Below are 26,950 nucleotides of genomic sequence, written 5' to 3' on the forward strand. Positions count from 1 at the left end.
ATTCTTGGGGTGGGAAATGATGATTGAAACAGAAAAAGTAACGGCAATGAAAGTGAAGCATCAGTCAAAATCCAGCACCGGACTGTCCTGGTTTGAACGAATCGGCTATGGATTCGGCGATATGTCGTATAATATTATCTTTCAGTTTGTAAACGCATACTTATTATTTTATTATACAGACGTCGGCGGCATTCAGCCTGCGGTGATCGCAACTTTGTTTCTTGTTGTGCGTGTGCTGGATGCTATTTTTGACCCGATCATGGGAGTGATTTTAGATAAAACGAATACAAGGTGGGGAAAAGCAAGGCCATATTTGCTGTGGGTGGCATTTCCTTTTGCGCTATTCACATTCTTATGTTTCACGACGCCTCATTTCGGTGAGACCGGGAATATGGTATATGCGTACGTCACCTATATTCTGCTTGGGATGTCCTTTAGTATGCAAACAATCCCGGTGAACAGCCTAACGGGGCGGATGACGAATTCTGTGGAGGAACGGACGGTTCTAACCACAACCCGGATGATTTTGGTGTATATCGGAATTCTTTTATCCATTTCCTGTGCGACACCGCTTGCAACTGCTATCGGAGGAGAGGATCAGGCGTTTGGATTTCAAATGACTGCGCTCATCTACGCGGCGGTCAGCATTGTTTTGAATCTATTCAGTTTCTTTACTGTACGGGAGCGGATTCAGCCTAAAAAGAGAAAAAAACAAGGGATCAAAAAGACATTATCCGTTTTATTCCGAAATAAACCTTTGCTTATGTTAATTTCATCATTTTTGGCTTTTGCGATCGGGTTTAATATTAAGCTCAGCACGATGGTGTATTATTTTACGTATAACGTAAACCATAAAGAATTTGTGTTTATGGGAACCGTTTTATTTTTCGGAGCAGCGCTGATCAGCAATTTGTTTATTCCTTTCTTTTCTGAGAAGTGGGGCAGAAAACAAGTCATGATCATCACGGCGGCTCTATCGCTTATTTCTTATGCCGGCCTGCATTTTACGCCGTATTCTTCGATAACACTCATTTTCATTTGGCTTTTTGCATCGGGATTTTTCACAACGCCTTTAAATACGCTTGCTTGGGGAATGGTTGCGGATTGTGTCGATTATGCGGAATGGAAAACCGGAATTCGCGCGGATGGTGTGGTGATTTCGAGCATGAGCTTTATTAATAAGCTGGGTGTGGCGTTAGCCGGATCATTTTCGGCCATTTATTTAGGAATCGCGGGGTATGTGGCGAATGCAGACCAGACAGTTGCGTCATTGAATGCGATTAAAAACATGAATGCTTTGATTCCGGGATTTTTCATTTTGCTTTCTATTATTCTCATCGCCTTCTATCCTTTAACGGAAAAAAGATATAAGCATATCATCTCTGAGCTGGAGCAAAGGTCTGCGAAATAAATATATGTAAAATTTTCAATATTCAATGTTGTATTTATAGCAGAAAGTAATATACTGAGACTATAATCTAGACTTTATAAATGAGTGTGATAATATGCGTAGTCAATCTGTTGTTTGTATTGGAGAATTGTTAATTGATTTCTTTTGTACCGATGTTGACGTTGATTTAATGGACGGGCGCCAATTCTTGAAAAGTGCCGGCGGTGCACCGGCGAATGTGTCAGCAGCGATTGCCAAGCTGGGCGGAGACGCCGCTTTCAGCGGAAAAGTAGGCAAGGATCCATTTGGGTATTTTCTGAAGCGCACATTGGACGCTGTACATGTCGATACCTCTATGCTGGTGATGGATGAGAAAGCGCCTACAACGCTTGCTTTTGTTTCATTAAAACAAAATGGAGAACGTGACTTTGTTTTTAATAGAGGTGCGGACGCTTTGTTTACGCTGGAGGATATTGACCAGGAAAAAGTAAACGAAGCGAAAATCCTTCATTTCGGCTCTGCAACGGCGCTGTTATCAGATCCATTTTGCTCAGCTTATTTACGGCTGATGTCGATTGCGAAGGATAATGGACAGTTTATCTCGTTTGACCCTAACTATCGTGAAGATTTATGGAAGGGAAGAGTCTCAGAGTTTGTAAGTGTCGCGAAAAAAGCGATCGCTGTAAGTGATTTTGTGAAAGTCAGTGACGAGGAGCTTGAGATTATCAGCGGTGTGAAGGATCAGGAAAAGGGAGTTGCGATCCTTCATGAGATCGGAGCCAAGATTGTCGCTGTGACCCTTGGGAAAAGCGGTACGCTTCTTTCCAATGGAAAAGACCGTGAAATCATTCCAAGCATTCCGGTGACATCAATCGACTCAACAGGAGCGGGAGATGCTTTTGTCGGTGCGGCTTTATATCAATTGGCAAACACGGGCCATATTCAATCTGTAGAAGCAGATTTTGCGAAGCTGCGTGAGATTGTGGCGTTTGCCAATAAGGTCGGAGCTCTTGTGTGCACTAAAATTGGAGCGATTGATGCACTGCCAAGCATGGATGAGATTGAAGTTTCTTTGTAAATCATTGAAGGTGTTTCTTAAGAGTCTTTGGACTTTTGGGGGCACCTTTTTTTATTGCTTACATTTTTGTTCAGGTAAAAAGTTGTATATTTTCCGTTTGAAATGTCATTTTTTATTAAAAAAGTGAAACTTTTAACGATAATAAATAGTATATGTAACAAGGGTTACCGAATAGCTTTAGGAGGAGCGATATCATGAGTATAATTGGAAGATTTAAAGATATTATGTCTGCGAATATCAATGCTTTATTGGACAAGGCTGAAAATCCGGAGAAAATGGTAGATCAATATTTAAGAAACATGAATAGCGATTTGGCTAAGGTTAAGGCAGAAACAGCAGCTGTTATGGCTGAGGAGCAGAGAGCAAAAAGAGAATATCACGAGTGCCAGGCGGATATGGAAAAGATGGAAAGCTATGCAATGAAGGCACTGCAAGCCGGGAATGAGGGCGATGCGAGAAAGTTCCTTGAAAGAAAAACATCTTTGGAATCAAAGCTTTCTGAGCTGCAGACGGCGAATCAAATTGCTGCAACCAATGCCGCGCAGATGAGAAAGATGCATGACAAACTGGTATCTGACATTGGAGAGCTGGAAGCACGCAAAAATATGATCAAGGCGAAGTGGGCAGTAGCGAAAACGCAAGAAAGAATGAACAAACTGGGCGCTTCTGTTTCGAGTACAAGCCAATCAATGTCTGCATTCGGCCGAATGGAGGACAAAGTAAATAAGGCGCTTGATCAGGCCAATGCAATGGCTGAACTGAACAGCGCTCCGCAGGATGATATGGCTGATCTGACTGCAAAGTATGACACTGGCGGTTCAAGCCAGGTTGATGATGAACTTGCGGCGTTAAAAGCGAAAATGATGCTCGATAAGTAATACATAGGAGGCCGCAGCTTTCGGCTGCGGCGCTATTTTATCATAAGATGTGAGAGGGAACGGTAATGATAATATCTTATAAGTGTCCGAACTGCGGCAGTGATATGGCATTTGACAGTGAAACCGGCTCGTTATCCTGCGGCAGCTGCGGAAGACAGGACAATATTGAAAGCCTTCCGAAAGAAAACATTGCGGCGCGGTTTTCTGAAGACGAGGCAAAAGAATATCAATGTGAAAACTGCGGCGCCGTTTTGATCACGGAAGCTGAAACGACAGCAACGACGTGCAGCTTCTGCGGGGGTGCTGCAATACTTGCCGATCGTTTATCAGGACATTTGGCACCGGCGAAAGTCATCCCATTTACAATCAGCAAGCAAGAAGCCGAACAGGCATTTCGAAAGTGGTGCAAAAAAGGCCTTCTGACACCAAGAGGTTTCATGTCGGCTGATCGAATTAAAAGCATCACCGGCATGTATATTCCGTTTTGGATGTTTGATTTAAATAGTGAAGTACAAGTAAGAGCAAACTGTACCAGAGTCCACCAGTATGAAGAAGGGGATTATATATGCACAGAAACAGAGCATTTTGAAGCGTTTCGTGATATCAATCTCGATTATTTGAAAATTCCTGTTGATGCCTCAGAAAAAATGAATGATGAGTTAATGGATAAGTTGGAGCCTTATTCATACGATCAGCTGAAGGACTTTCAAACGGCATATTTGGCCGGCTATATTGCGGAAAAGTACAATTATACCGATGAGGAGCTTTTTCCAAGGGCAAAAGAGAAAATAAGCAGTTATATAGATTCATACATCCATTCTACTTTTTCCGGATATACGTCAGTCAATGTGAGGGACAAACATATTCACACGAAAAATGTGAACAGCTTTTACGTTTTGCTTCCCGTTTGGATGGTCAGTTACGATTATGAAAGAGCGGAGCATATTTTTGCGATGAACGGGCAAACAGGTAAGGTCGTCGGAAAGCCGCCGATCAGTTCAGGAAAAGTAGCGGCATGGTTTAGCGGAATAGCAGGCGGGACATTTCTTGCATTGAAGCTCGTCTCATTGATGATGGGAGGCGGATTTTGATGCGGGGATTTTTCGGGAAAGCGATCTTTGTTGTGCTGGCGGTTTTCATCATGATGCCTTTACTGGGGATCGAAGCGGCAAGAGCTTCTGAATCACAGCAGCATGTGTATGACCATGCCCATCTATTATCAAAAACAGAAATCGAAAAACTTGAATCTCTCTCGGCAGAGCTAGGTGCAAAGAGAGACACTGATTTCATTATTATTACGACTAAAAGCACAAATGGTGAAGATATTGCCGATTATGCCGGCGATTTTTATGATCGTTACGGAAAAGGCAGTACAGCTATTTTAACGATTGATATGGCGGATAGAGAAGTATTCATCTCGGGCTACAAAAAAGCTGAAAAGTATTTGGACAACAGCAGGCTAAACAGCATCAGAAATACGATTTCATCTGATTTATCCAATGAAAATTATTTCAAAGCTTTTGAGACATATATTCAGCTTTCCTATAAAGATATGGGCATAAAACCGGGAATCAATCCCGACAACATATTCTTCACATGGTGGTTTCAGCTGATTGCTGCCATCGCAGTCGGGGGAATTGCGGTTTCAATTATGCTTTATCAGGCGGGCGGCAAAGTAACGGTTAATGGGAATACATATATGGATCAGCGTACGTCTGATGTGATTGATCAATATGACACTTATATCAGAACGACTGTAACAAGAGAAAGAAAACCATCAAATGATAAAGACAGCGGCAGCGATGGCGGTGTGACGAAAGGCGGCACGTCATACAGTGGAAGCCGGGGCAGTTTCTAGTAGTAGAAAATAGAGAAAGGAAGAGGTAACATGTCGTTTTTCAGAAACCAATTAGCAAATGTAATAGAGTGGGAAGAATTTAGAGATGATATGATTTTTTATAAATGGAACAATCGTGAAATTAAAAAAGGGAGCCGTTTAATCATTCGTCCCGGACAGGATGCTGTCTTTTTGAACAATGGGCGGGTTGAAGGGGTTTTTCAAGATGATGGCGATTATGATATTGAATCAGAAATTATTCCATTCCTTTCAACGTTAAAGGGCTTTAAGTTTGGTTTTAACAGCGGCATGCGTGCCGAGGTGCTGTTTGTCAATACGAAGGAATTTACCGTAAGATGGGGAACAAAACAGGCGATAAATATTCCGGCAGCGGGAATGCCAGGCGGGATGCCGATTCGTGCAAACGGTACATTTAATTTCAAGGTGCAGGACTATATGAGCCTGATTGATAAAATCGCTGGCGTGAAGGATCAATATTATGTAGAGGATATTAAAACCCGTATCACTTCTATTCTGGACCAGCTTCTCATGAAGTGGATCACAAGAGAAGGGAAAGATATGTTTAATCTTCAAGCGAACGCTTTTGATATTGCGAAGGGAATTCAAGAGGACTTAGATATGCAATTAATAAGTGACGGGATGACGGTCACTGGTTTTCAAATCATGAGCTTTAATTATCCTCAAGAGGTTCAGGATATGATAACAAAGAACGCTTCCTACGGTATGGTTGGGGATGTGAACAGATACCAGCAAATATCGATGGCGGATGGAATGGCATCCGGAAAGATGAGCGGAGGCGGAGTGGCTTCGGATATGGCAGGAATGATGATGGGAATGAATATGGCCAATCAGATGATGAATCAAATGAATCAGAGTCATCAGGCACAGTCATCAGGCCCACAGTCAACTGGCAGCGGAAGTAAACCGAATTTCTGTCCAAACTGCGGAACAAAAACGGGCGAAGCCAATTTTTGTCCGAATTGCGGCCAGAAGCTTGTATAAGAATCATACAGTGAAAAGTCCCGAGTGATCAGCACTCGGGACTTTTTTATTTAGGAGAATATGCGTTATCTATTGCTTGCTCCTGAACAGGCCATTTTCGAGCACCCGCTTGGACAATTCCCAGCAGCAATTGACGACGTTCCTTTATTGAATTGACGGCAATTTGAAATGTTTGCTTAGATAAAGCCGGTATGCCTGATTGGTGAAGCTTTGAGATGTCTGGTTCCGGCGGCGCTTGTTCTGCAGGATGGATATAGGCAGTATGAACGGTGTCCAGGTAGTTTTTGATACTCGAGCGCGCTTCTTTAATATGAAGCTGATTCGGCTGATATTGTTCAGGAATACCGTATTTGAAAATGGTTAGAGCCTCATCCAATACAGCAACAGCTATAATGGAGGATTCCTGATGCTGCGTGCTGTGGTAAAAATGAAGGATGGGGAAGGCGTTATGCTGAGCGGTCAGCTTTCCCAGCTCTGATGAGACGGCGACAAGAAGAAAATCAATGTCGTGAAAGTCTTTGCCATTCCATGCATTATGGACGATTTCTGTTCCGTCATGCCCTAGACTTAATACACTTTGGGCAAAGGAACGCTTTTGATTCACCGCACTCAAGACGGAAATCAAATACGTGACGGAAAAAGTGATGGTAAGCAGTCCTTGAGCTGTTTCAATAACCGTGACAAGCTTCCATAGGCCTCCGTTTGGTGCGAGATCGCCATTTCCTAAAGTAAACATGACATAGCCGGAAAAATAAATTCGGTCTGACCAGGAAGCCGGTTCTTTCGATTGAACTTCCACAAGTGAGTGAGGGTCGCTCGAGAAAATCAGCACCCATCCGCTCCAAAACAGACTGATCCATATCACTAACGTCAGGCATAACAGCAGTGGACCTGCCGTACTCAGAACCTTTGCGTGGTCTCCGCTGATTTTGCGGCAGCCTTTCCACAGCCAAGCAGACAGGCATCTTGTGATCGGGCCTGCGCCGCTCTCTAACCATAACGTGGTCCATAAAAAATCAATCATCCCCGCTGTCAATAATAAAAGGCCTGCAATGATATAACCCTCATTCATTTTGGTTGCCTCCCTTAAGCCAGCCTTCTTTTATTTTCTTTTCTATTTCCTTTTATCTTGAGTCTGAAACAATTGACCGAATGTTTGATTTTAGATGAAGTTAACCAACACTTACTCATTTATCGATATGAACAGAAAATCACAGATATTTTGACTTAATTCACACATTTTCCGTTCGTTTTCCCCTTGAATTAGTGATTTTCCTTTTGTTGAATAAAAAATTTTCAGAAATTTATATTGACTGAAAACGTTTTTGTAATTATGATAATATCAGATGTAACAAAAATGTCACTATCATATTACTACAATAGGACTATGAAGTGACTATAAGATAACAAAATAGCAAGGTTATGCTCAAAGAAATACTCATTGTTTTTTTAGCTAGAAATGAAATCGCTTCCAAGGAGGCTGGAATGCTAATAAGAAGGGAAGGTTATAAGGTTATTGGATAAAAACATAAAGAACTTTTTTCTGAAGCCTGATGACGAAATGTGAGGAAGGCAGCAGCCCTGGAATAAGTTTTTTGAAATACGCATTGATCGATTTTGAAAAAGACTGGGGGAAACAGTATGAATAAACAAGGCAATCAAATGTCATTTTTACGCACGATTATTTTAGTCTCTACTTTCGGCGGGCTTCTTTTTGGCTATGATACCGGTGTGCTCAATGGAGCTTTGCCGTATATGGGAGAGCCGGATCAGCTTAATCTCAATGCCTTCACAGAGGGCCTTGTCACCAGTTCACTTCTTTTTGGAGCCGCGCTGGGTGCTGTGTTTGGCGGCAGGATGTCTGATTTTAACGGCCGCCGCAAAAATATTTTATTCCTCGCTGTTATATTTTTTATTTCGACGATCGGGTGTACGTTTGCTCCGAATGTTACGGTCATGATCATTTCCCGTTTTGTGCTTGGTATTGCGGTAGGGGGTGCATCAGTAACAGTGCCTGCCTATTTAGCAGAGATGTCTCCTGTGGAAAGCAGGGGACGGATGGTGACGCAGAACGAATTGATGATTGTATCAGGACAGCTTTTGGCCTTTGTTTTTAATGCAATCCTTGGAACAACAATGGGAGACAACTCCCATGTGTGGAGGTTCATGCTGGTCATTGCGTCGCTTCCAGCCGTGTTCCTGTTTTTCGGGATGATCAGAATGCCCGAGAGTCCCCGCTGGCTTGTATCGAAAGGGAGAAAAGAAGATGCTTTGCGTGTATTGAAAAAAATCAGGGATGAAAAGCGGGCAGCAGCTGAGCTGCAAGAAATTGAATTCGCTTTCAAAAAAGAAGATCAGCTTGAAAAAGCAACGTTTAAAGATCTTTCAGTCCCATGGGTGCGCCGTATTGTGTTTATTGGATTAGGGATTGCGATTGTACAGCAAATTACAGGTGTTAATTCGATTATGTATTATGGGACTGAAATTCTAAGAAACTCTGGTTTCCAAACGGAAGCCGCTTTAATCGGAAACATTGCGAATGGCGTGATTTCAGTATTGGCAACATTCGTCGGAATCTGGCTGTTGGGAAGAGTGGGGCGCCGGCCGATGCTGATGACGGGCTTGATCGGTACGACAACAGCATTATTGCTGATCGGGATATTTTCACTTGTACTTCAAGGATCACCGGCACTTCCGTATGTGGTTCTGTCACTAACAGTTACATTCCTTGCTTTTCAGCAGGGGGCCATTTCACCAGTGACGTGGCTGATGCTTTCTGAGATTTTCCCGCTTCGCCTTCGCGGACTGGGAATGGGTGTCACGGTATTCTGTCTGTGGATGGTGAATTTTGCAGTCAGCTTCACTTTCCCGATATTGCTGGCCGCCATTGGGCTATCCACAACGTTCTTTATCTTCGTTGGATTAGGCATTTGCTCTGTCCTGTTTGTGAAGAAGTTTTTACCGGAAACGAAAGGACTTTCGCTTGAGCAGCTGGAGGAAAACTTCCGTGCTTATGATCACGGCGGGGCCAAGACAGATTCTGGCGCTGAAGTGATTGGATAAAATAAAAAAAGAATCCGCATACGAGCGCGGATTCTTTTTTATGCTGATTAGTTAGGTCTGACAAGGATTTTGACTTGGCTTTTCTCTTTAATAAGAGCCCCGAAGCCTTCCTCAATCAAATCATCTAGCACGATTTTTTTCGTTACAAGTTTGTCGGCTGAGAAATAGCCTTCTTTCATTAATGACAATACAGCCGGGAAGATGTCGCGGTATCCGATAATTCCTTTTACTGTACGTTCCTTGATGACGATATCGTTCGGATGGATTTCAGCACCTTTTTCCCAAATGCTGACGATGACTGTTTCACCGGCAATTGTAGTGGACTGGATGGCTTGTCGCAACACCACCGGAACACCAGTGACTTCAAATGCTACGTCAACTCCGCCTCCTGTACGTTCTGCAATCTCAGCGACTACATCGTCTGTTTTAGATGGATCAACGATGATCGCGCCAAGCTCCTCAGCTTTTTGCTGGCGTTCAGGTGAAAGCTCAACAGCATAAATATCAGTAGCACCGGCAGCCTTCAGCGCTTCAATCACCAGAAGTCCGATCGGGCCGCAGCCGAATACAGCCGCTTTGTCGCCGGCTTTGAGTTTGCTTGAGCGGACAGCATATAGAGCGACTGCTGAAGGTTCAACAAGCGCACCTTGTTCGTATGATAATTCCTCAGGGAGTTTGAACAAAAGCTCTTCATCTACAGAGACGTATTCAGAGAAACCGCCGCCTCCGCCGGCTAAGCCGAGGAATCCCATTTGTTCATCAAGGTTGTAAGCGCCCTGGTGGCCGTGTGTAGCAAAAATCGGTTCAACTACGACGCGGTCTCCAACTTTATAATTTTCAACGCCTTCTCCGACTTCGACAACTTCACCGGAGAATTCATGCCCCATTGTGACAGGTGCTGTTTCATTTGTTAATGGGTGCGGTTTGTCAACCGGAATAAAGATCGGTCCGCCGAGATATTCGTGTAAATCACTCCCGCAGATGCCGCACCATTTGACTTTGATCTTTACTTTTCCCGGCTCCGTTTTTGGCTCTTCAATATTTTCAATACGGATATCCTTTTGGTTATGCCATCTTGCTGCCTTCATGGATTACCACTCCTATAACTTTTGATGTGAGTAATTCCGCACCGGTCAATATGAACTGTTCACAAAATCGCCATTTTTAAAACCAAAAAAGAAATGAAATTTTTATATAATATAATCTACGTTTTTTGAAAAAAGAAACTTTGAAGAAAAAAGAGTCTCGCACACTCTTTTTTCTTTATATGAGAGCATCAATCGTTTACATAGCTATGAATTTGGTTTGAACAATACGGTAATGGTTCGTTCATATTGAATGCGACAACTACTCTATTAATAATTATAACGCTAATATCGCTATTATAATAGGATAATCTTCCATGGTTTATTTTAGCAGAGGTAACTTTTTTGACTTTGTAACATTACTGTAAGGATATTGAAATAAAAAATAGCTGGTTGATCGTGTATAATCTTCCTAGATGTTAACAAACAGGGGGACGAAATGTTGAAGAAAGTCATTTTAGCCGCTTTTATCTTAGTAGGAAGTACTTTGGGAGCTTTGAGTTTTTCATCAGATGCCAGTGCGAAACATGTGAACGGAAATATTACTTGGTATAATGGAGTCGGGAAAAAAGGCTCTTCAGGTAAGAAACTTGGACATTGGGATTGTGCGACCAAGATCGGATTTGATGTTCCTAGAAACGGAACAAAAATCAGAGCTTATGCAAAAGCGAAGCCTAAAAAGGTGATTACGGTTTATAAAAATGATGTTGGCAGAATGCCTAATGCGGTGCTTGATGTAAGTCCTAAAGCGTTTAAAGCGCTTGGATATCCATTAAGCAAAGGTAAGGTAGCGGGGCATTACAGCTATTAATTTACATATATAATCTGTAAAGCAAGAAGTCACATTCTTGCTTTTTCTATTGGTGGAGATAAAAGATGAAAAAAAGAATCATATTATTGTTAGCAGTGATAATAGCGGCAGCTGCGACGGGGGTTGCGTTTTATGTTGCAAAGGATAAAGGCCATCAGAAGGCTGCTGATGTGACAGTCAATACCGAAAGCGGTGATGAGCTGCTGGTTTCCATTACAGATACGGATCTGCTGACAAAGTATTATGAAAATGACAAGGTGATCCATGAGGAAAAGCTGACCAGCTATCCGGCATTTGCCTTGGATCAAAAACAGCAGGTGCTCTATTATACGGGCAATAATGATCAGAATGAAATGAGGCTTTTTAGGCTGGATCTAAAGTCTAATAAAAAGACGATGCTTTATAAAGGCGCGGAGAGTGCGGACAGTTTGTTTTTATCAAAGGACCGTTCAACCATCTATTTCCGTTTAGGAAAAGCGGACGAAAGCAATTTCCGGATCGCCGCTTTTGATCTGAAAGCGAAGAAGTACAAAAACATTTATCCTGACGCTAATGATCAGGATGACACCGTCAGCAGCTTCTTTTATAACCCAAAAAACGATTCATTTGCATTGCTTCATTATTCTGTAGAAGAAGACTACAAGAAAACAGATGAAGCAAATGAAAAGGGCATGGACCCTGAACCAACAACGATTCATTTTGCGGAAGGCCGTCAAAATAAATTTAATGAGCTTAAAAGCTTAAACCAATTTATCAGCGATATTGCTGTTTCTGATGATGATAAACGTATTTTATTTACATCATATACGCAGAAAGGGACGGAGCAAACCGCTGCTATTCAGATGCTCAATGCGGATACGAAAAAGTATGAAAGCATCATCACAAATCAAAAATCATTTAAGCTGTTAATTGACGCACAGCCTCAGTTCTCTAAGGATGGAAAGAATATTTATTTTCTTGCCGAAGCCAAGGGGGCTAAAAAGCTGAAGGACGAAACAGGGCGTGAAGCTAAGGTGCGGACGATTTATTCCTATAACCTTGAAAATAAGACCTTCAAAAAAGTATGGGAAAATCCGAACGGCATCATTAACAGCTTTTCTGTGATCAACTAATGAAAACCACTCGGCTTAGGCTGAGTGGTTTTTTAATGGACGAGGTGCAGGGCTAATGATCCGAGCCATTTTAAAAAATGGATTAGAGGTATCGACAAAAACAGAAGTTCAACATAAGAGTTCATTGCAAGGTTCAGCTTTTTGATGGCAGCTCTTTTTTGCAGGTCTTTTTGCTGCTGGTTTGAGATCACGTTATCACTCCTTTTGTATCCATATTATACCATCAAGGTAAACAAAAAAGCCCTAAACGTTTACAGTTTTGGGCTTCTTTCCTTTTGGCCTCTTGCCATGAGAGGCTTTATTCTGAAATATAGAATTTTGTCTCCGTTCGAGGTTTGTTTGCTTGCAGGAGACTGCGTTTGTTATAGGGAAGAACTAGCTTGTTTTTGTTTGGCTGTTGTTTTGGAGATTCACTAATGAACGGATGCCGTCGACCATTTTACTTCCGCACAAAGGGCACAATGGCGTATCACTGCTGGCGAAGTTCTTTCTGGTCCAGCCGTTACAGTCTTCTTTTGTGCATTCCCAAGTACTCACATCTTCTTTTGGCAGCGGTTCTTGATTACGTTTGTTATAGTAAGACATAAAGTCACTTCTTCCCTCATGTATTTTACTGCACATTTCTTATTGTCTCATACTTTTCCCTAATCTCCTAATTCCTTTTTCTTTATGACTTTCCAGTCAGCCCATCTAAAAAGGAGAGGAGTGTGCTGTTAAAAGCGCCGGGCTCTTCTAAAAACGGGCAATGGCTGCTTTTAGAAAAGGTGACGAGTGTCGAGTTTGGAATGTGGCTGTGCAAGTGTTCCCCAGCTGCGGTAGAGAAAAATTTCCGGTCTTCCCCGAAGCACAGCAATGTCGGCACACTAATGTTTTGAAGAGTGCCGCGGTAATCAGCAGCCGTTTGGTTAAATAAAATCGTGCTTGAAATGGCGGCAGGCTGTTTGAGGATTTCTGCCAGCATCCATTCTGTTTCTGTTTCGGCAGGCGGCTCTGCGAACATATTCTGGATGAAGCTTTCGTAGAATGGCAGCGGGTCAGCCTGAATGGCGTACATCGCTGTTTTTAAACCGTCAAAATCAAACGGGCCGTGTTCCCAGCCCTCCCATTGATAGTCGGAAGCAGATTGATCAATGATGACAGCAGCTTGTATGTTATCATTCCCAAATTGATGAAGATAATCCCATACGACAAAGGCCCCCATTGACCAGCCGGCAAGAACGACATGATCAAGCTCCATTGCGTTTAGAAATTCCCTTACGTCACGGGCGTATTGGGAAATGGTGTGTCCATGAAGCACTTTGTCAGATTCGCCGTGTCCTCTAAGATCAAGACGAATACATTGATAATTGGCAGAAAGCGCCGAAAATTGTTTGTGGAAAAATTGTCCGCTCATCAGCACCCCATGTATAAACAGGATCGGTGTCCCGCTCCCATGTGTTTCATAGTAAAGGCGTGTCTGATCTTCTAATGTGATGTATGGCATATTTCTCCTCCCTTAGTTTCCGTCATGAGTATGACTGGCTGCACCATTAAATTGTATACATCAATGAAAGTATGACATGTTTGTTTTGCCTCATGCTGAAAATGAATGGCCAGAATAGAAGCAATAGTAAAGCAGTGGTGTGAATTGAGTGTTGTGAAGCTGCCGATGTTTGATTTAATATCGCTGCTCAAATCATAAAAGCGCTGAAAATCAAACTCTCTTTTATTCACAATATATGCAGAGGAAATGAGTATTAATATCTGATCGTGTGAAACTTTTCATTTTCATTTTGATTTTCATTCTGCATAAATGGAAATGTTTTGTGTAGATGGTGTTCAGAAAAAAAGCAGCTCCTTTTGCAGTTTTTACGTAATACGATAAATTGAGGCAAAGGTTTCATAAAGAAAAAACTTGCCTGCTAGAGGCAAGTTTGTCGGGTTATTTGTTGGGATCAGTTATATCCATCGGTCTCATCATGTCGTAGTCCTCATGCTCAAGAATATGGCAGTGCCATACGTATCGTCCGCTGTACGGCCCGAATGTCGCCGCGATTCTCAGGACTTCACCCGCATGCGCTTGAATGGTGTCTTTCCATCCCTTTTCACTTGGCGGCGGCGGGATAGCCGGACCCGTATAGGACAATTCCCCGCTTTCTTGATAACGGGCGATATCAAACGGACGCCGGTCTAATACACGGAAGGAGACCAGATGCAGGTGAATCGGATGTGTTCCGCGTGTCGGGTTGATAATGGACCATATTTCAGTTGTGCCGGCTTTTGGTGCTTCTGTGACAGGATCGTGCCAGCGTTTGTTATTAAGCAGAAGGACAGGTCTGCCGTATTCGTCCTGGGTTCCTGCCAGTTTTAGTGTTCTGATGTTTTGTATTCTTTCATGCTGTACGGAAGGGTATGAGGCGAGGTACTTCGGCTTTCTGCTTTCGTCTTGTTGCGCTAATGGTTTTGTGACTCTGAATTGCATGATATTCGCATCTGTTTCAGGATTGACGTCACCGCCGCAGCCCGCGCTGTTTGCCAAAATGATCGATTCTCCTTCATACGCTGTGAAGTCAATGATGATATCGTAACGTTCAGCAGGCGCAAGACTGAAAGAATTCAATTTAACAGATCGCGGCAGGAGCCCTCCATCTGAACCGACCTGAATAAACTCTCCGCCATTATCGAGTGACAGATTATAGGTTCTTGTGTTGGAGGCGTTGATGACACGGAATCGGTATTTCCTCGGCTCGACTTCCAAGTATGGCCATACCTTCCCGTTGACGAGTATGGTTTCTCCGCAAAAAGCCGGAACGATTGAAGGATTAGGCAGTGACGGAGAAGGGTTTTCCGGTGCGCTCGGATAAAACAAAGAACCGTCCTCATTGATCGTGCGGTCTGTGATAAGAAGCGGCACATCGTATTCGCCTGAAGGCAGTTTTAAGCGTTTTTCCTTTGGATCATGAATGATATAAGCGCCGACAAGTCCGGCATAGACATTTAGCCTGGTGAGCGCCATGGCGTGATCGTGATACCACAATATAGCCCCGCGCTGCTGATTAGGATAATGATAAACCTCTCTTTTGAAATAAGGTCCTGTTTGTTCAAAGTCTTTGGAAAACCAAGCCTCCGGATACCCGTCGCTGTCATCTGGCGTGACGCCGCCATGTAAATGAACAACAGTCTTTACTTCGGGTTCTTCATGCTGGCTGTCACTGTGATGAATGGTGTGATCAACCGGAAGGAAATGCGTGGAAGGAAGATTATTCATCCATTTCACATATACATTTTCATTTCTTTTAACCTCAATGGTAGGGCCCGGAAATAAGCCGTTGTAGCCCCACAGGCGGGTCGGAGGGAGATCGCGGTGAATCTGATGAGTGCATTCCTCCATGGTGACTTCGTAGTATGTTTTTTCTTTTGATTGCTGCACTGGCTTTAGTGTATCTGGGATTGGGAGAGCATCCACAAATTTTTCAAGTGTCATTTTCATCTGTCCTTATCTAAATTTTCCAAATTGGTATTATAGTTAATGACAATAAGAACGTGATGGTTACAAAAAATCTTCGTGCTGAAGACTGCCTAATGAAGAAAATAACAAAATCCTAAACGGCAGGCCGTTTAGGATTTGATCAGCGTTAAGGCAGGATATCGGGCTGCTGCTGTGTGACTGGCTTTGCAGCTACTTTCTCGCCCACCTTGCGTTTTCTGAACACAAGGTAAGAAATCAGAACGATTCCCGTGATGACACCTGTCAGCAGAAGCTCATCTCGCATGGAATCAATAAATGCCATAGACACTAAAATCCCGCAGATGGCGATGATGGTCAAGTAAGTGAGGAAAGGGAAAAGCCACATTTTGATTTTCAAAGCTTCCGGGTTTGTTTTTTCGAGTTTTTTCCGCATTCTCAGCTGGGAAACAGCGATGACAAGGTAGACGAGCAAAGCTATTGCGCCTGATGAGTTGACTAAAAATAGAAAGACAGTATCCGGTGAGAAATAGTTCATTACGACCGCGATATAAGAGAAAAATGTTCCGGCTACAATAGCTTGTACGGGAACGCCTTTTTTGCTCAATTTCATAAAACGGCGCGGCGCCTCGTTTCTTTCTGCAAGTGAATATAGCATTCTGGATGTGGTGTACAAACCTGAATTCAGGCAAGAGAGTACGGCTGTGAGGACGATAAAGTTCATGATCTGTGCGGCTGCCGGCACTCCTATATGCTCAAGTACAGCGACGAAAGGGCTTTCTAAAATATTTGCTGAATTCCATGGCAAGAGCGCCACAACAACGGCGATTGAGCCCACGTAAAAGACGATGATGCGCCATACAACGGATCTGGTTGCTTTTGTCACAGATTCGATCGGGTTGGATGTTTCTCCTGCTGCAATGGCAACGATTTCAGTTCCCATAAAAGAGAAGATGACAACGACAATGCCGAGCAATACAGTGCTGATGCCTTCCGGGAAAAACCCGCCCTTGCCTGTAATATTCGAAAAACCGACTGGCTCACTGCCCGGTGCAAAGCCAAAAATAAAGGCAAAACCAACGATTAGAAAAGCAATGATGGTCACAACTTTAATGAGGGAGAACCAATACTCAAACTCACCGAAAGACTTAACGGAGTAGACGTTTGTCAGGGTGAGCACAATCGTCAAAATCAAACTTGTCAGCCAGAGCGGAATATCATGGAACCAGTATTGAATAATGCCAGCACCGGCAATGGCTTCGATCGCGATAACGATCACCCAGAAAAACCAGTACAGCCAGCCGATTGTAAATCCTGCCCACGGTCCGATGGCGTCGTGAGCGTATTGAGAAAACGATCCGCTCGTCGGGTTTACGGCAGACATCTCACCGAGCATTCTCATAATAAAAATCACCAATAATCCGGCCAACGCGTAAGAAACAATCGCACCGGGACCGGTCGAGTGAATCACTGAACCGCTGCCTACAAATAGCCCGGCACCGATGACGCCGGCGATCGAAATCATTGTCATATGGCGCGTCTTTAATTCTTTTTTTAATCCTGGTTGAGACTGGTTCATAAGTTACCTCCTTTAAGAATGAAATCATTACTGAATATTATGATAATTGAAACTCTATCATAAATATACAGTTTGTCGAAAATTCATGTGAGAAAATATAACGTTTTATTTCAAATTTGTAGTGATTTGTTTGCGCTTTCATAAAATATAGGAATGAATATTTCGTTTATAATTCACTTTTGCAATTTTGTTTGATATTTCCAATTCTAAGGATCGCTAATGTGTAGATTTTCATTAGGTTTAAAGGGCTTTTTAGAGTCACAATAAATTGGATTAGAGAAAAAGTGTTCCATCATCACTATTTTTCTGTGGCAGGTGAATCATGTTTCTGTAGACCCACTGCGGTTCAGCTTTGTATGATAATCATAGGAAAACGTGAGCGGACAGGAGGTTTTTGTATGGAGAGGTATGATGAATTGAAAAAAGGCGAATCCGGGGCGCTGGTCAGTATTACCGCGTATCTTGTCCTTTCCGCGATTAAACTGATCATCGGTTATTTTTTTCACTCGGAAGCACTTACGGCAGACGGGTTAAATAACACAACTGACATTATTGCTTCTGTTGCTGTTCTGATCGGCCTGCGCATCTCTCAAAAACCTCCTGACGAAGATCATCCATACGGCCACTTTCGGGCGGAAACGATTGCATCGCTTATCGCATCCTTTATTATGATGGTTGTCGGTTTGCAAGTGCTGTTCAATGCCGGAGAATCTATTTTTTCTGCTAAGCAAGAGACGCCGGATATGATCGCGGCTTGGACGGCAGCAGGCGGGGCAGCACTGATGCTGATCGTTTACCAGTACAATAAAAGGCTGGCCAAGAAGGTAAAGAGCCAGGCGCTCCTTGCTGCGGCGGCTGATAATAAATCAGATGCGTTCGTCAGTATCGGCACGTTTATCGGCATTGTGGCTGCTCAATTCCATCTGGCTTGGATTGATACGGTCACTGCGTTTGTGATCGGCCTTCTCATTTGCAAGACCGCATGGGATATTTTTAAAGAGTCATCTCACTCTTTGACAGATGGATTCGATACAAAGGACATTTCAGCTTATAAACAGACGATTGAAAAAATCTCCGGTGTGAGCCGTTTAAAAGACATAAAAGCAAGATACTTGGGCAGTACGGTTCATGTTGATGTAGTGGTTGAGGTATCGGCAGATTTAAATATTACGGAAAGCCACGATATAGCCAATGAAATTGAGCGGAGGATGAAGGAGGAGCATGCAATTGACTATTCACATGTTCATATGGAGCCTTTGGAACAAAAATAATGGAGCTTCCTGTCACAGGAAGCTTTTTTGCGTGATTTCTCCTGCTTGGTTGGAAACAATTTGCTAGAATCGTTTTTTTATACAAATCTCTTTTTGTGGTAAAGTTAGGTTACGATATGATGAATTTTGTAGATAAATAGGAGGAAAAGAATGGCATATCAAGAAGACCTGCATCCTTTGCTGGGGAAAGCAGTTGAACATATTAATAGAGTAATGGTTGGAAAACGAGACATCGCCATACTCAGCTTGGCAGCCCTTCTTGCCAAAGGGCATGTGCTGCTTGAGGATGTACCCGGAGTCGGAAAAACGATGATGGTCCGCGCGCTGGCGAAGTCAATCAGCGCTGATTTCAAAAGAATCCAATTCACTCCGGATTTGCTGCCATCTGATGTAACAGGGGTATCTATCTATAATGCGAAAACGATGGAATTTGAATATCGTCCCGGCCCAATTATGGGAAATATCGTGCTGGCCGATGAAATCAACCGTACCTCTCCGAAGACACAGTCGGCTTTGCTTGAAGCGATGGAAGAGGGAAGCGTCACGGTAGATGGCCATACGATGCAGCTTGCCGCTCCTTTTTTTGTGATGGCAACGCAAAACCCGGTCGAATATGAAGGGACCTATCCTTTGCCGGAAGCTCAGCTTGACCGTTTTTTATTCAAACTTCGGATGGGTTATCCGTCCTTTAATGAAGAGCTTGACGTCTTATCTCTTCAGGAAAAAAGCCATCCGATTGAGACGCTTGAGCCGGTTATTGCAAAAGAAGACTTCATCTTTTTACAGAGGGAAGTGCAAAATGTCCGTGCTGATGACAGCATTAAGGAATATATCGTTGAAATTGTGCAGAAAACGAGACAGCATCCTTCTGTTCAATTAGGCGTCAGTCCGCGCGGCTCAATCGCCCTCATGAAAGCGGCACAGGCATACGCGCTGCTGCATCATCGCGACTATGTCATCCCGGATGATATTCAATATTTAGCTCCTTTCACGCTGCCGCACCGGATGATGCTTCATCCTGAGGCGAAATTTGAAGGGATTCAGGCAGAAGCGATCGTAGGGGAGATCATGTCAGCTGTGAAGGTGCCGGTTCAAAGGTCGTCGGTCCGCTGATGAATAAGAATTGGCAATGGCTTGTATATGGTTGGAAGCTGATAATATTAACTTTATTGACGGCTGCTGTTTTTTCTTATGCGATGTTTCAGGGCGGCTTTGTCAGCTGGTTTTTGTTTTACGCGTTTCTCCCTTTTGTCTTGTATGCCGGGCTGCTGGCATTGTATCCGCTCCGCTCATTTCAGGCTTCACGGCAGATGGATAAAACACAATTGCATGCGGGGGACAGGCTGGGCGTGACGATTACGCTGAGACGGAAGCTGCCGTTTCCCCTGATGTATATGGTGATTGAAGATTGCCTGCCAGAAGGAATTGAGTCCTTGAAGCGAGACGAAGCCGCGGCCAAACGGCTTGTTTTTCCTTGGTTTAAACGGAGTATGACGATGTCGTATGAATTAGCTCGGGTACCGCGCGGAGAGCATCACTTTCATGCTGTCAGGGTGCGAACCGGAGATGTTCTTGGATTGATTGAAAAAACAGCATTTTTTGAGCTGGGAGATATCCTGTTTGTTTATCCATCCTTTCAGCGTTTTTCCTATCAGGTGAATGAGAGGCATCAGGAAGACGGTGTAAGCGGTTCTTCTCCTATTCATCAGCACCATTCCTCAGTCGCAGCAAGTGTGCGGAATTATCAGCCGGGAGACCGGTTTGCTGCATTAGATTGGAAGACTTCTGCACGGCGGAGCCAGCTGATGACGAAGGAATTTGAACCTTCCCGAAGCAAAAATCTGTTTCTTCTGATGGACCGTTTTCCCTCTGAAGCATTCGAAGAGGTCGTTTCAGCGACTGCTTCGATCCTTTATTCTGTTTTAAAAAACGGAGCGGGCGCAGGATTGGCTTCCGTCGGAAAGGAAAAAAACATTTTCCCTATTCAGGAAGGGGATCAGCATTTTAAGCACATGCTTCGGCATTTAGCAGTGGTTCATTGTGATGCGGCTGACCCGATAAGCCGATATGTACGGGAGGAGCTGGGAAAGTCATCTGTTCGCCAAGCCGATCAAGTGGTCGTCACGGGACAGGTAACGGAAAATCTGCTGCACCTCGCAGAAATCGGAGGCGGCCGGGTTACGGTGATACTGGCAAAAGAGAAAGATGCTGAGCTTTCTCAAGCTGAAAATATCGTGATTGAACGCTTGATGAAACGCCAAATCAGAGTTCAGGTCATGAGGGGCGGACGAGTTTCGCGTGTTGTTTAGAAAGAGAGGTGACGGGTTCACATGCCGCACGATGATCAGAAGGGAAGCCGTTTGAGCTTGCTGTTATTTTATTTTCTGGCTTTTTTATTGCTGTGGGAGTGGCTCAGGCCGCTCAACAGTTTTACTGAAACGAAACATACGGGCTTTTTTATTGTCTTTATCGGCTTGACGTTTCTGCTGACTTTTTTCCGGATGAGGTGGTTTGTCACCGTTCCTTTTTGTATCTTATTTACATTGCTCTCGATACACATCCTGTTTTATCAAGGATCTATATTCGACTTGAGCTGGGTCAGCTCTTTTTTGCAGGATGTCTATTTGAATATCACGCTGATTCAATCAGGGCAATGGAATGACATGATTCCTTCTTTTCGGACCCTGCTGTTTTTTGTGCTGCTGTGGCTGCTGGTCTATCTTCTACATTATTGGGTGATTTACCAGAGAAGAATTTTGTTTTTCTTTATGATGACAGTAGCGTATATTACGATTCTTGATACCTTTACGCCATATGATGCCACTTTTGCCGTCATCCGTATCGTGCTGATCGGCTTCTTTATGCTGGGCCTTTTATACTTAGAACGCATTAAGCTAATGGAAAGAATCACACTGCCAAAAACATCTGTCCTGAAATGGTTTCTTCCTTTATCTGTATTGGTTTTGGCTGCAGTGGGATTCGGACTCGCCGCTCCAAAATCAGATCCAGCCTGGCCTGATCCGGTGCCTTTTCTTAAAAAAATCACTCATCAAGACCGCGTGTCTGCAGGAGAAAGCAAAATCGGATACGGGAATCATGATGAATCACTCGGCGGACCGTTCCAGCAGGATGCTACACCTGTTTTTACATGGCAGGGAAAAGAGCGGACGTATTTCCGTGTGGAAACAAAGGATACGTATACCGGGAAAGGCTGGGTTGAAACAGACACAGGCATGTCATATCAGCTTAGCGGAGGAAAAGTGGAAAATCTGTGGTTTGACCATAAAGTGGCAACAGAGCGCCGCACAGTCCGTGTAAAGGTTGATAAGCACTATGGGTACAACCATTTGATGTATCCGATTGGTGCGGTCACCATTCAGCCAAAGCAGGCTGTCTCACTTGAAATGAACGGCAACACGGAGCAAATTTCTCCGATCAGTGAACAAGCCGGTGAAATCAGAAATATGGGGAATTATAAAGTAGCGTACAATTCCCCGGTCTATAAGCTGGATGAACTGAGAAAGGTAAAAGTGAGAAAAAACAGTGAGGAGTACACATTCAGCGATCGCTACATGCAGCTTCCAGATTCACTGCCAGAGCGAGTGAGAACCCTTGCGATCAAACTGACTCAGGATCACGACAATATGTTTGATAAAGTGAAAGCGGTTGAGGACTATTTAGGGTCAAATGCGTTCACATATGAAACAGAAAAAGTGACCATTCCTAAGAATGATGAGGATTATGTCGATCAATTTCTGTTTGAAACGAAAATGGGTTATTGTGATAACTTTTCTTCCGCCATGGTGGTGCTCTTGCGCTCGGCCGGCATTCCGGCCCGATGGGTAAAGGGCTATACGTCCGGCGAATACAAAGAAGCAGGAAACAAAAATGGCAGCATCTACGAAGTGACAAATAACAATGCCCATTCCTGGGTAGAGGTGTATTTCCCGGAACAGGGCTGGGTTACATTTGAGCCGACTAAAGGGTTTACAAATCCGGCCCAATTTACTTCTTCTGAAACAAAGGACTCCGGCAGCGATAACAGCAGCTCGCTGAAGAAAACAAAAGAGAAACAGAAAGAAGAGAAAAAACAGCCGCAAAAAGAGGTAAACCAAAAGGAAAAGCGGGAGCCAGCTGTTTCTAAAAAGCCGCCCGCTTCGCATACAAATGCCGGTGCAGGCTGGTATGCAGCGCTTATGGTTCTTGCAGTCCTCCTGGTGGCAGCGGTATTGCTGTATGCTTTCCGTTCGTTATGGATTCCTGTTTTCGCTGTGAGGAGATTGAAGCGGCGCAGCGATCAGCACGCGTTTTTTGAGGCATATGGCGCACTGCTGAAACAACTGAAGAGAAAAGGACTGCCGAAACGAGACAGTGAAACGCTGCGTGATTATGCGAAACGAATCGATGAAAAATACGACATAGAAGACATGTCAAAGCTGACATTAAGCTATGAAAGGGCGCTTTACAGAAATGAAGATTCTTCGGCGCTATGGAATGATTCGAGAGAGTTATGGGAAAATTTAATTAAAAGAAGATGGTCTTGACCACTTATCGACGTGTTGTTAGAATTAGTGAATATTATCGGAGTCTGGGAGCGAGTTGGCCTGACTCCGGCAAACGGCCTTGCCAAAGAGGGCGGAGCGAGCTTCATATCTGTCCTCGTTTTTTTCTGTGTCAAAAAACTTAGAGGAGATTAGGTGACAACCATGACAAAGTTAGTGAATGAAATGATTCTTGTCCTTGATTTCGGCAGTCAGTATAACCAGCTGATTACACGCCGTATCCGTGAATTCGGTGTATACAGCGAGCTGCATCCACATACATTGACGGCTGAAGAAATTAAAAAAATGAATCCAAAAGGAATTATTTTATCCGGCGGTCCAAACAGTGTGTATGATGAAAACTCTTTCCGCTGTGACGAGAAAATCTTCGAGCTTGATATTCCTGTATTGGGAATTTGCTACGGCATGCAGCTGATGACTCATTACCTTGGCGGTAAAGTTGAAGCGGCAAGCCAGCGTGAATACGGAAAAGCAAACATCCACATCGAAGGCACACCTGATTTGTTCAGAGATCTTCCGAATGAACAAGTGGTTTGGATGAGCCACGGCGATTTGGTTGTAGAAGTTCCTGAAGGCTTCACTGTTGACGCGACAAGCCATCACTGCCCGAACTCAGCAATGAGCAAAGCAGACAAAAAATGGTACGGCGTTCAGTTCCACCCGGAAGTGCGCCACTCTGAATACGGCAATGATCTTCTGAAAAACTTTGTATTTGGTGTTTGCGAATGCGAAGGCGAATGGTCAATGGAGAACTTTATCGAAATCGAAATGCAAAAAATCCGTGAAACAGTCGGAGACAAACAGGTTCTTTGCGCGCTAAGCGGCGGCGTTGATTCCTCTGTTGTTGCTGTTTTGATTCATAAAGCGATCGGCGACCAGCTGACTTGTATCTTTGTAGATCATGGTCTTCTCCGTAAAGGCGAAGCTGAGGGTGTTATGAAAACATTCAGCGAAGGCTTTAACATGAACGTGATTAAAGTAGACGCACAAGATCGATTCTTAGATAAACTAAAAGGCGTTTCTGATCCTGAGCAAAAACGCAAAATCATCGGTAATGAATTCATTTACGTATTCGATGATGAAGCGGACAAGCTCAAAGGTATCGACTACCTTGCACAAGGTACGCTTTACACAGATATCATCGAGAGCGGTACCGCAACGGCGCAAACGATCAAATCTCACCACAATGTCGGCGGGCTTCCTGAAGACATGCAGTTTGAGCTGATCGAGCCGTTAAACACGCTCTTCAAAGACGAAGTGCGCGCGCTTGGCACAGAGCTCGGCATTCCGGATGAAATCGTGTGGCGCCAGCCGTTCCCAGGACCGGGACTCGGAATCCGCGTTCTTGGCGAAGTAACAGAAGAAAAACTAGAAATCGTTCGTGAATCAGATGCAATCTTGCGTGAAGAAATTGCAAATCACGGCTTAGAGCGTGATATCTGGCAATACTTCACGGTTCTTCCTGACATCCGCAGCGTTGGTGTTATGGGTGACGCAAGAACATATGATTACACAATCGGAATCCGCGCCGTTACATCAATCGACGGCATGACATCTGACTGGGCGCGTATCCCGTGGGATGTGCTTGAAGTCATTTCGACACGTATCGTAAACGAAGTGAAGCACATTAACCGCGTGGTGTACGATATTACAAGCAAGCCGCCTGCGACGATTGAGTGGGAATAAGTAAATAACAATGAGAAAAACGTCCCTTTTTCAAAAGGGGCGTTTTTTTGTTAACTTTTTGAAACCGTTTCGGCAGTTTTCGTATCTAACAACATAGGAGGTGGATAAGGTGAAGGAAGAAAGATTGATTACAAAGGCGAGAAAAGGAAATACTCGGGCCTTTGAAAAGCTTATGCTGGCACATCAGGAGACTTTATATAAAACCGCTTATCTCTATTTAAGAAATAAAGAAGATGCACTTGATGCTGTACAGGAAACAGCTTATAAAGCTTTTATCAGTATAGAAAAACTAAAAGAGCCAAAGTATTTTTTAACGTGGCTTACTCGAATATTGATTCATACTATTTTTGCCATGAATAAAAAGAAAGGAGATTTGGTTCCGTTTGAGAAACATCATGATGCTGGAACCAATCAAGCAAATATTGAGGAATACATAGACTTGCGAAATGCGATTGATTTACTTGATGAACATGTTCAGCTCACGATACAGCTCTATTATTTTCAAGATTATTCGATTTCAATGATAGCTGAACAAACAGGAATGGCAGAAGGCACAATTAAAACCCATTTACATAGAGCGAGAAAAGCATTGAAACAGGAGCTGGAAAAGGAGGATCAAAACAAATGGACAAACACCAAATGAAGCAGATATTTGATGACATTGAAGTGCCTAAGACAGCGCTAAAAAAAGCAATACATCAAGCTGTTGTTCGTGCTGAAAATGAGAGTAACACAAGGCGCCGTTTTAAATGGGCACGAACTATTACAAATGGAATCGCTGTTGCTGCTGTGGTAGGTATACTGTATTTAACGTCCGGTCTTTTTCTGCCTTCTGTAAACAAAGCGATGGGGAGCATACCCATTGTCGGCCAAATTTATAAGGAGTTTCAAGATAAAGTTGGTCTATCATTGTTTAAAAGCAATCTGGTCACAGCTTTGAATGAAAAAGCTGAGTCAAGGGGAATCACTGTTTCGGTAAACAGCTCGTATTACGATGCCGGGCAGCTTGTGTATAACTTTACTGTTGATAACCTCCAGTCTGATGAAAAAGAGCTCAGTTATAATGTGAGTAAAGCGAGTTTTAACAATAATTTTTCAATCAACTACGATTCCTTAATGCTCAAAAAATTAAATAACAAACAATATGCTGGTCAATTAAGGCTTTATACAAAAGGGACAGAAATAAAAAATGGGGATACCGTGCCTTTTGTGATTACTCATATCAATGAAATACAGGGAAACTGGAGATTCAAACTGCCTATTACCAAAAAGAATGCTAGTTATTTAGAAAGCTCAAAAGTGGTATCAGTGCTTAACAATCGTTATCAATTTTCCAATATTCAAGTGGAGAACGGAAAGCTCGGATCTGTCCTTCAATTTACAATCGATTATCAAGGCGTAGCAAAGCATGATACGGTTGAAATTAACGAAGTCAAAGATGATTTAGGAAACACATATGAGATGACAGCGTCAAACATCCAACTTGGAGACCGCAAAAAAGTAAACGAGAGAACGGTAAGAGCAAAAGGACAAACACAGTTAGAATCACCAATTAATCCAAAGGCAAAAAAGCTAACATTAATAGCAAATATTAAATCTGAGGCAGAGGGCAGTGAAATTGTCCCGCTAAATGCAGAGATGCCGTTTCATGTTTCAGAAACAAACCATCAAAACATAGGGATTGAAATCAATAACATTAACCAAAAAGGGAGGAAAGTATTGGTTCATTATCGCTTCACTGGAATTGATACCTCAAGCATGAATGAAAATGACTTAGTGAATATCGGTGAAACGATTGGCCTTGGTGATACGAAAAAAATGCAATCTTGGCTTGATCCAGTGGGTGATTATGAAGAAGGTTATTATTTGAAAGCAAATATAGCTAAAGTGAAAAATATGAAAACAGCCGAAATGGTATCTACTTTTGAACTGGATGATGATTATAATAATAAGCTGTCTTTAAAGCATTTTGAGTTTAATGAGTATGGCCTGTATATTGATAAGGGCGTTTTAAATCACCTGATTCAACTAAAGTCAATCTCGTTTACTGTACCAGTGCATCAGGTGAGTCAGCCTACCGAAAAAAAATAATCATAAGTCGAAAAGCCGTATGTTGCCATACATACGGTT

23 protein-coding genes and 1 pseudogene are annotated in these 26,950 nt (G+C 43.2%); 16 read left to right on the top strand and 8 right to left on the bottom strand.

Features of this window, described 5'->3' with window-relative positions; all coding sequences use genetic code 11:
- Positions 1-19: 19 nt before the first annotated feature.
- From MY9_RS03600 to MY9_RS03625, 6 genes are all read left to right on the top strand, one after another.
- Entirely contained in the window at positions 20-1,411 is a 1,392-nt protein-coding gene (locus tag MY9_RS03600; protein ID WP_014663031.1) for an MFS transporter, read from the top strand.
- Between the two features lie 94 nt (positions 1,412-1,505).
- Positions 1,506-2,468, top strand: coding sequence for a carbohydrate kinase family protein (locus MY9_RS03605; RefSeq protein ID WP_014663032.1), 963 nt, complete (start codon positions 1,506-1,508; stop codon positions 2,466-2,468).
- 194 nt (positions 2,469-2,662) lie between these two features.
- Positions 2,663-3,346, top strand: a complete 684-nt coding sequence (locus MY9_RS03610; RefSeq protein ID WP_014663033.1) for a PspA/IM30 family protein — start codon at positions 2,663-2,665, stop codon at positions 3,344-3,346.
- 65 nt (positions 3,347-3,411) lie between these two features.
- Positions 3,412-4,437 carry a TFIIB-type zinc ribbon-containing protein gene (locus tag MY9_RS03615; RefSeq protein ID WP_014663034.1) on the top strand — a complete coding sequence of 342 codons (1,026 nt, stop codon included), beginning with the start codon at positions 3,412-3,414 and terminating at the stop codon, positions 4,435-4,437.
- Positions 4,437-5,204, top strand: coding sequence for a TPM domain-containing protein (locus tag MY9_RS03620; protein WP_014663035.1), 768 nt, complete (start codon positions 4,437-4,439; stop codon positions 5,202-5,204). The genes MY9_RS03615 and MY9_RS03620 overlap by 1 nt, the downstream gene beginning before the upstream one ends.
- Before the next feature lie 30 nt (positions 5,205-5,234).
- The gene (locus MY9_RS03625) at positions 5,235-6,206 is read left to right on the top strand and encodes an SPFH domain-containing protein (RefSeq protein ID WP_014663036.1); all 972 of its coding nucleotides are present in this window, start codon (positions 5,235-5,237) and stop codon (positions 6,204-6,206) included.
- A 46-nt stretch (positions 6,207-6,252) separates the two neighbouring features.
- On the opposite strand, the gene MY9_RS03630 is transcribed toward MY9_RS03625, so the two are convergent.
- Complete coding sequence (locus MY9_RS03630; protein ID WP_014663037.1) at positions 6,253-7,278, bottom strand: potassium channel family protein; 1,026 nt, start codon at positions 7,276-7,278, stop codon at positions 6,253-6,255.
- 569 nt (positions 7,279-7,847) lie between these two features.
- On the opposite strand from MY9_RS03630, the gene iolT reads away from it, so the two are divergent.
- Entirely contained in the window at positions 7,848-9,269 is a 1,422-nt protein-coding gene (gene iolT, locus MY9_RS03635; protein ID WP_014663039.1) for a myo-inositol transporter IolT, read from the top strand.
- Between the two features lie 47 nt (positions 9,270-9,316).
- On the opposite strand, the gene bdhA is transcribed toward iolT, so the two are convergent.
- Complete coding sequence (gene bdhA, locus MY9_RS03640) at positions 9,317-10,357, bottom strand: (R,R)-butanediol dehydrogenase (protein WP_014663040.1); 1,041 nt, start codon at positions 10,355-10,357, stop codon at positions 9,317-9,319.
- A gap of 436 nt (positions 10,358-10,793) precedes the next feature.
- On the opposite strand from bdhA, the gene walM reads away from it, so the two are divergent.
- Both walM and MY9_RS03650 read left to right on the top strand, forming a co-directional pair.
- Positions 10,794-11,165, top strand: a complete 372-nt coding sequence (gene walM, locus MY9_RS03645; protein ID WP_004397746.1) for a cell wall metabolism protein WalM — start codon at positions 10,794-10,796, stop codon at positions 11,163-11,165.
- 65 nt (positions 11,166-11,230) lie between these two features.
- The gene (locus MY9_RS03650) at positions 11,231-12,277 is read left to right on the top strand and encodes a PD40 domain-containing protein (RefSeq protein WP_014663041.1); all 1,047 of its coding nucleotides are present in this window, start codon (positions 11,231-11,233) and stop codon (positions 12,275-12,277) included.
- A 32-nt stretch (positions 12,278-12,309) separates the two neighbouring features.
- On the opposite strand, the gene MY9_RS03655 is transcribed toward MY9_RS03650, so the two are convergent.
- From MY9_RS03655 to gabP, 6 genes and pseudogenes are all read right to left on the bottom strand, one after another.
- Positions 12,310-12,468: a hypothetical protein gene (locus MY9_RS03655; RefSeq protein ID WP_014663042.1), complete on the bottom strand. Its 159-nt coding sequence runs from the start codon at positions 12,466-12,468 to the stop codon at positions 12,310-12,312.
- Between the two features lie 184 nt (positions 12,469-12,652).
- Positions 12,653-12,862 carry a cold-shock protein gene (locus MY9_RS03660; protein WP_003234008.1) on the bottom strand — a complete coding sequence of 70 codons (210 nt, stop codon included), beginning with the start codon at positions 12,860-12,862 and terminating at the stop codon, positions 12,653-12,655.
- Between the two features lie 82 nt (positions 12,863-12,944).
- Positions 12,945-13,760 (bottom strand): alpha/beta fold hydrolase, encoded by an 816-nt coding sequence (locus tag MY9_RS03665; RefSeq protein WP_014663043.1) that lies wholly within the window; start codon positions 13,758-13,760, stop codon positions 12,945-12,947.
- A 38-nt stretch (positions 13,761-13,798) separates the two neighbouring features.
- A pseudogene (locus MY9_RS21040) lies at positions 13,799-14,038 on the bottom strand (DUF4003 family protein); the annotation flags it as partial.
- A gap of 160 nt (positions 14,039-14,198) precedes the next feature.
- Positions 14,199-15,740 (bottom strand): outer spore coat copper-dependent laccase CotA, encoded by a 1,542-nt coding sequence (gene cotA / locus MY9_RS03670; protein WP_014663045.1) that lies wholly within the window; start codon positions 15,738-15,740, stop codon positions 14,199-14,201.
- A 151-nt stretch (positions 15,741-15,891) separates the two neighbouring features.
- The gene (gabP, locus tag MY9_RS03675) at positions 15,892-17,301 is read right to left on the bottom strand and encodes a GABA permease (RefSeq protein WP_014663046.1); all 1,410 of its coding nucleotides are present in this window, start codon (positions 17,299-17,301) and stop codon (positions 15,892-15,894) included.
- A gap of 398 nt (positions 17,302-17,699) precedes the next feature.
- Between gabP and mneS the strand changes: the two genes are divergently transcribed.
- From mneS to MY9_RS03715, 7 genes are all read left to right on the top strand, one after another.
- The gene (gene mneS / locus MY9_RS03685; protein ID WP_014663047.1) at positions 17,700-18,572 is read left to right on the top strand and encodes a manganese transporter MneS; all 873 of its coding nucleotides are present in this window, start codon (positions 17,700-17,702) and stop codon (positions 18,570-18,572) included.
- Between the two features lie 150 nt (positions 18,573-18,722).
- Positions 18,723-19,685, top strand: coding sequence for an AAA family ATPase (locus MY9_RS03690; RefSeq protein WP_014663048.1), 963 nt, complete (start codon positions 18,723-18,725; stop codon positions 19,683-19,685).
- On the top strand, positions 19,685-20,881 hold the full coding sequence (locus tag MY9_RS03695; RefSeq protein ID WP_014663049.1) for a DUF58 domain-containing protein: 1,197 nt from the start codon (positions 19,685-19,687) through the stop codon (positions 20,879-20,881). The genes MY9_RS03690 and MY9_RS03695 overlap by 1 nt, the downstream gene beginning before the upstream one ends.
- Positions 20,882-20,902: 21 nt before the next feature.
- Positions 20,903-23,116: a transglutaminase TgpA family protein gene (locus tag MY9_RS03700; protein ID WP_014663050.1), complete on the top strand. Its 2,214-nt coding sequence runs from the start codon at positions 20,903-20,905 to the stop codon at positions 23,114-23,116.
- Positions 23,117-23,278: 162 nt separating this feature from the next.
- A complete protein-coding gene (guaA, locus tag MY9_RS03705; RefSeq protein WP_024571783.1) occupies positions 23,279-24,820 on the top strand; it encodes a glutamine-hydrolyzing GMP synthase in 1,542 nt (513 codons plus the stop codon).
- Positions 24,821-24,929: 109 nt separating this feature from the next.
- Positions 24,930-25,463, top strand: coding sequence for a sigma-70 family RNA polymerase sigma factor (locus MY9_RS03710; protein WP_014476022.1), 534 nt, complete (start codon positions 24,930-24,932; stop codon positions 25,461-25,463).
- Positions 25,445-26,911 carry a DUF4179 domain-containing protein gene (locus MY9_RS03715; protein ID WP_014663053.1) on the top strand — a complete coding sequence of 489 codons (1,467 nt, stop codon included), beginning with the start codon at positions 25,445-25,447 and terminating at the stop codon, positions 26,909-26,911. The genes MY9_RS03710 and MY9_RS03715 overlap by 19 nt, the downstream gene beginning before the upstream one ends.
- Positions 26,912-26,950 lie beyond the last annotated feature (39 nt).

It is taken from the genome of Bacillus sp. JS (genome assembly GCF_000259365.1).
GTDB lineage: Bacteria > Bacillota > Bacilli > Bacillales > Bacillaceae > Bacillus > Bacillus stercoris.

What these genes read in the sequence shown, in the direction of transcription:
- MY9_RS03600 (WP_014663031.1), top strand. Translation starts at nt 20, where the DNA reads ATGATTGAAACAGAAAAAGTAACGGCAATGAAAGTGAAGCATCAGTCA.
- MY9_RS03605 (WP_014663032.1), top strand. Translation starts at nt 1,506, where the DNA reads ATGCGTAGTCAATCTGTTGTTTGTATTGGAGAATTGTTAATTGATTTC.
- MY9_RS03610 (WP_014663033.1), top strand. Translation starts at nt 2,663, where the DNA reads ATGAGTATAATTGGAAGATTTAAAGATATTATGTCTGCGAATATCAAT.
- MY9_RS03615 (WP_014663034.1), top strand. Translation starts at nt 3,412, where the DNA reads ATGATAATATCTTATAAGTGTCCGAACTGCGGCAGTGATATGGCATTT.
- MY9_RS03620 (WP_014663035.1), top strand. Translation starts at nt 4,437, where the DNA reads ATGCGGGGATTTTTCGGGAAAGCGATCTTTGTTGTGCTGGCGGTTTTC.
- MY9_RS03625 (WP_014663036.1), top strand. Translation starts at nt 5,235, where the DNA reads ATGTCGTTTTTCAGAAACCAATTAGCAAATGTAATAGAGTGGGAAGAA.
- MY9_RS03630 (WP_014663037.1), bottom strand. Translation starts at nt 7,278, where the DNA reads ATGAATGAGGGTTATATCATTGCAGGCCTTTTATTATTGACAGCGGGG.
- iolT (WP_014663039.1), top strand. Translation starts at nt 7,848, where the DNA reads ATGAATAAACAAGGCAATCAAATGTCATTTTTACGCACGATTATTTTA.
- bdhA (WP_014663040.1), bottom strand. Translation starts at nt 10,357, where the DNA reads ATGAAGGCAGCAAGATGGCATAACCAAAAGGATATCCGTATTGAAAAT.
- walM (WP_004397746.1), top strand. Translation starts at nt 10,794, where the DNA reads ATGTTGAAGAAAGTCATTTTAGCCGCTTTTATCTTAGTAGGAAGTACT.
- MY9_RS03650 (WP_014663041.1), top strand. Translation starts at nt 11,231, where the DNA reads ATGAAAAAAAGAATCATATTATTGTTAGCAGTGATAATAGCGGCAGCT.
- MY9_RS03660 (WP_003234008.1), bottom strand. Translation starts at nt 12,862, where the DNA reads ATGTCTTACTATAACAAACGTAATCAAGAACCGCTGCCAAAAGAAGAT.
- MY9_RS03665 (WP_014663043.1), bottom strand. Translation starts at nt 13,760, where the DNA reads ATGCCATACATCACATTAGAAGATCAGACACGCCTTTACTATGAAACA.
- cotA (WP_014663045.1), bottom strand. Translation starts at nt 15,740, where the DNA reads ATGACACTTGAAAAATTTGTGGATGCTCTCCCAATCCCAGATACACTA.
- gabP (WP_014663046.1), bottom strand. Translation starts at nt 17,301, where the DNA reads ATGAACCAGTCTCAACCAGGATTAAAAAAAGAATTAAAGACGCGCCAT.
- mneS (WP_014663047.1), top strand. Translation starts at nt 17,700, where the DNA reads ATGGAGAGGTATGATGAATTGAAAAAAGGCGAATCCGGGGCGCTGGTC.
- MY9_RS03690 (WP_014663048.1), top strand. Translation starts at nt 18,723, where the DNA reads ATGGCATATCAAGAAGACCTGCATCCTTTGCTGGGGAAAGCAGTTGAA.
- MY9_RS03695 (WP_014663049.1), top strand. Translation starts at nt 19,685, where the DNA reads ATGAATAAGAATTGGCAATGGCTTGTATATGGTTGGAAGCTGATAATA.
- MY9_RS03700 (WP_014663050.1), top strand. Translation starts at nt 20,903, where the DNA reads ATGCCGCACGATGATCAGAAGGGAAGCCGTTTGAGCTTGCTGTTATTT.
- guaA (WP_024571783.1), top strand. Translation starts at nt 23,279, where the DNA reads ATGACAAAGTTAGTGAATGAAATGATTCTTGTCCTTGATTTCGGCAGT.
- MY9_RS03715 (WP_014663053.1), top strand. Translation starts at nt 25,445, where the DNA reads ATGGACAAACACCAAATGAAGCAGATATTTGATGACATTGAAGTGCCT.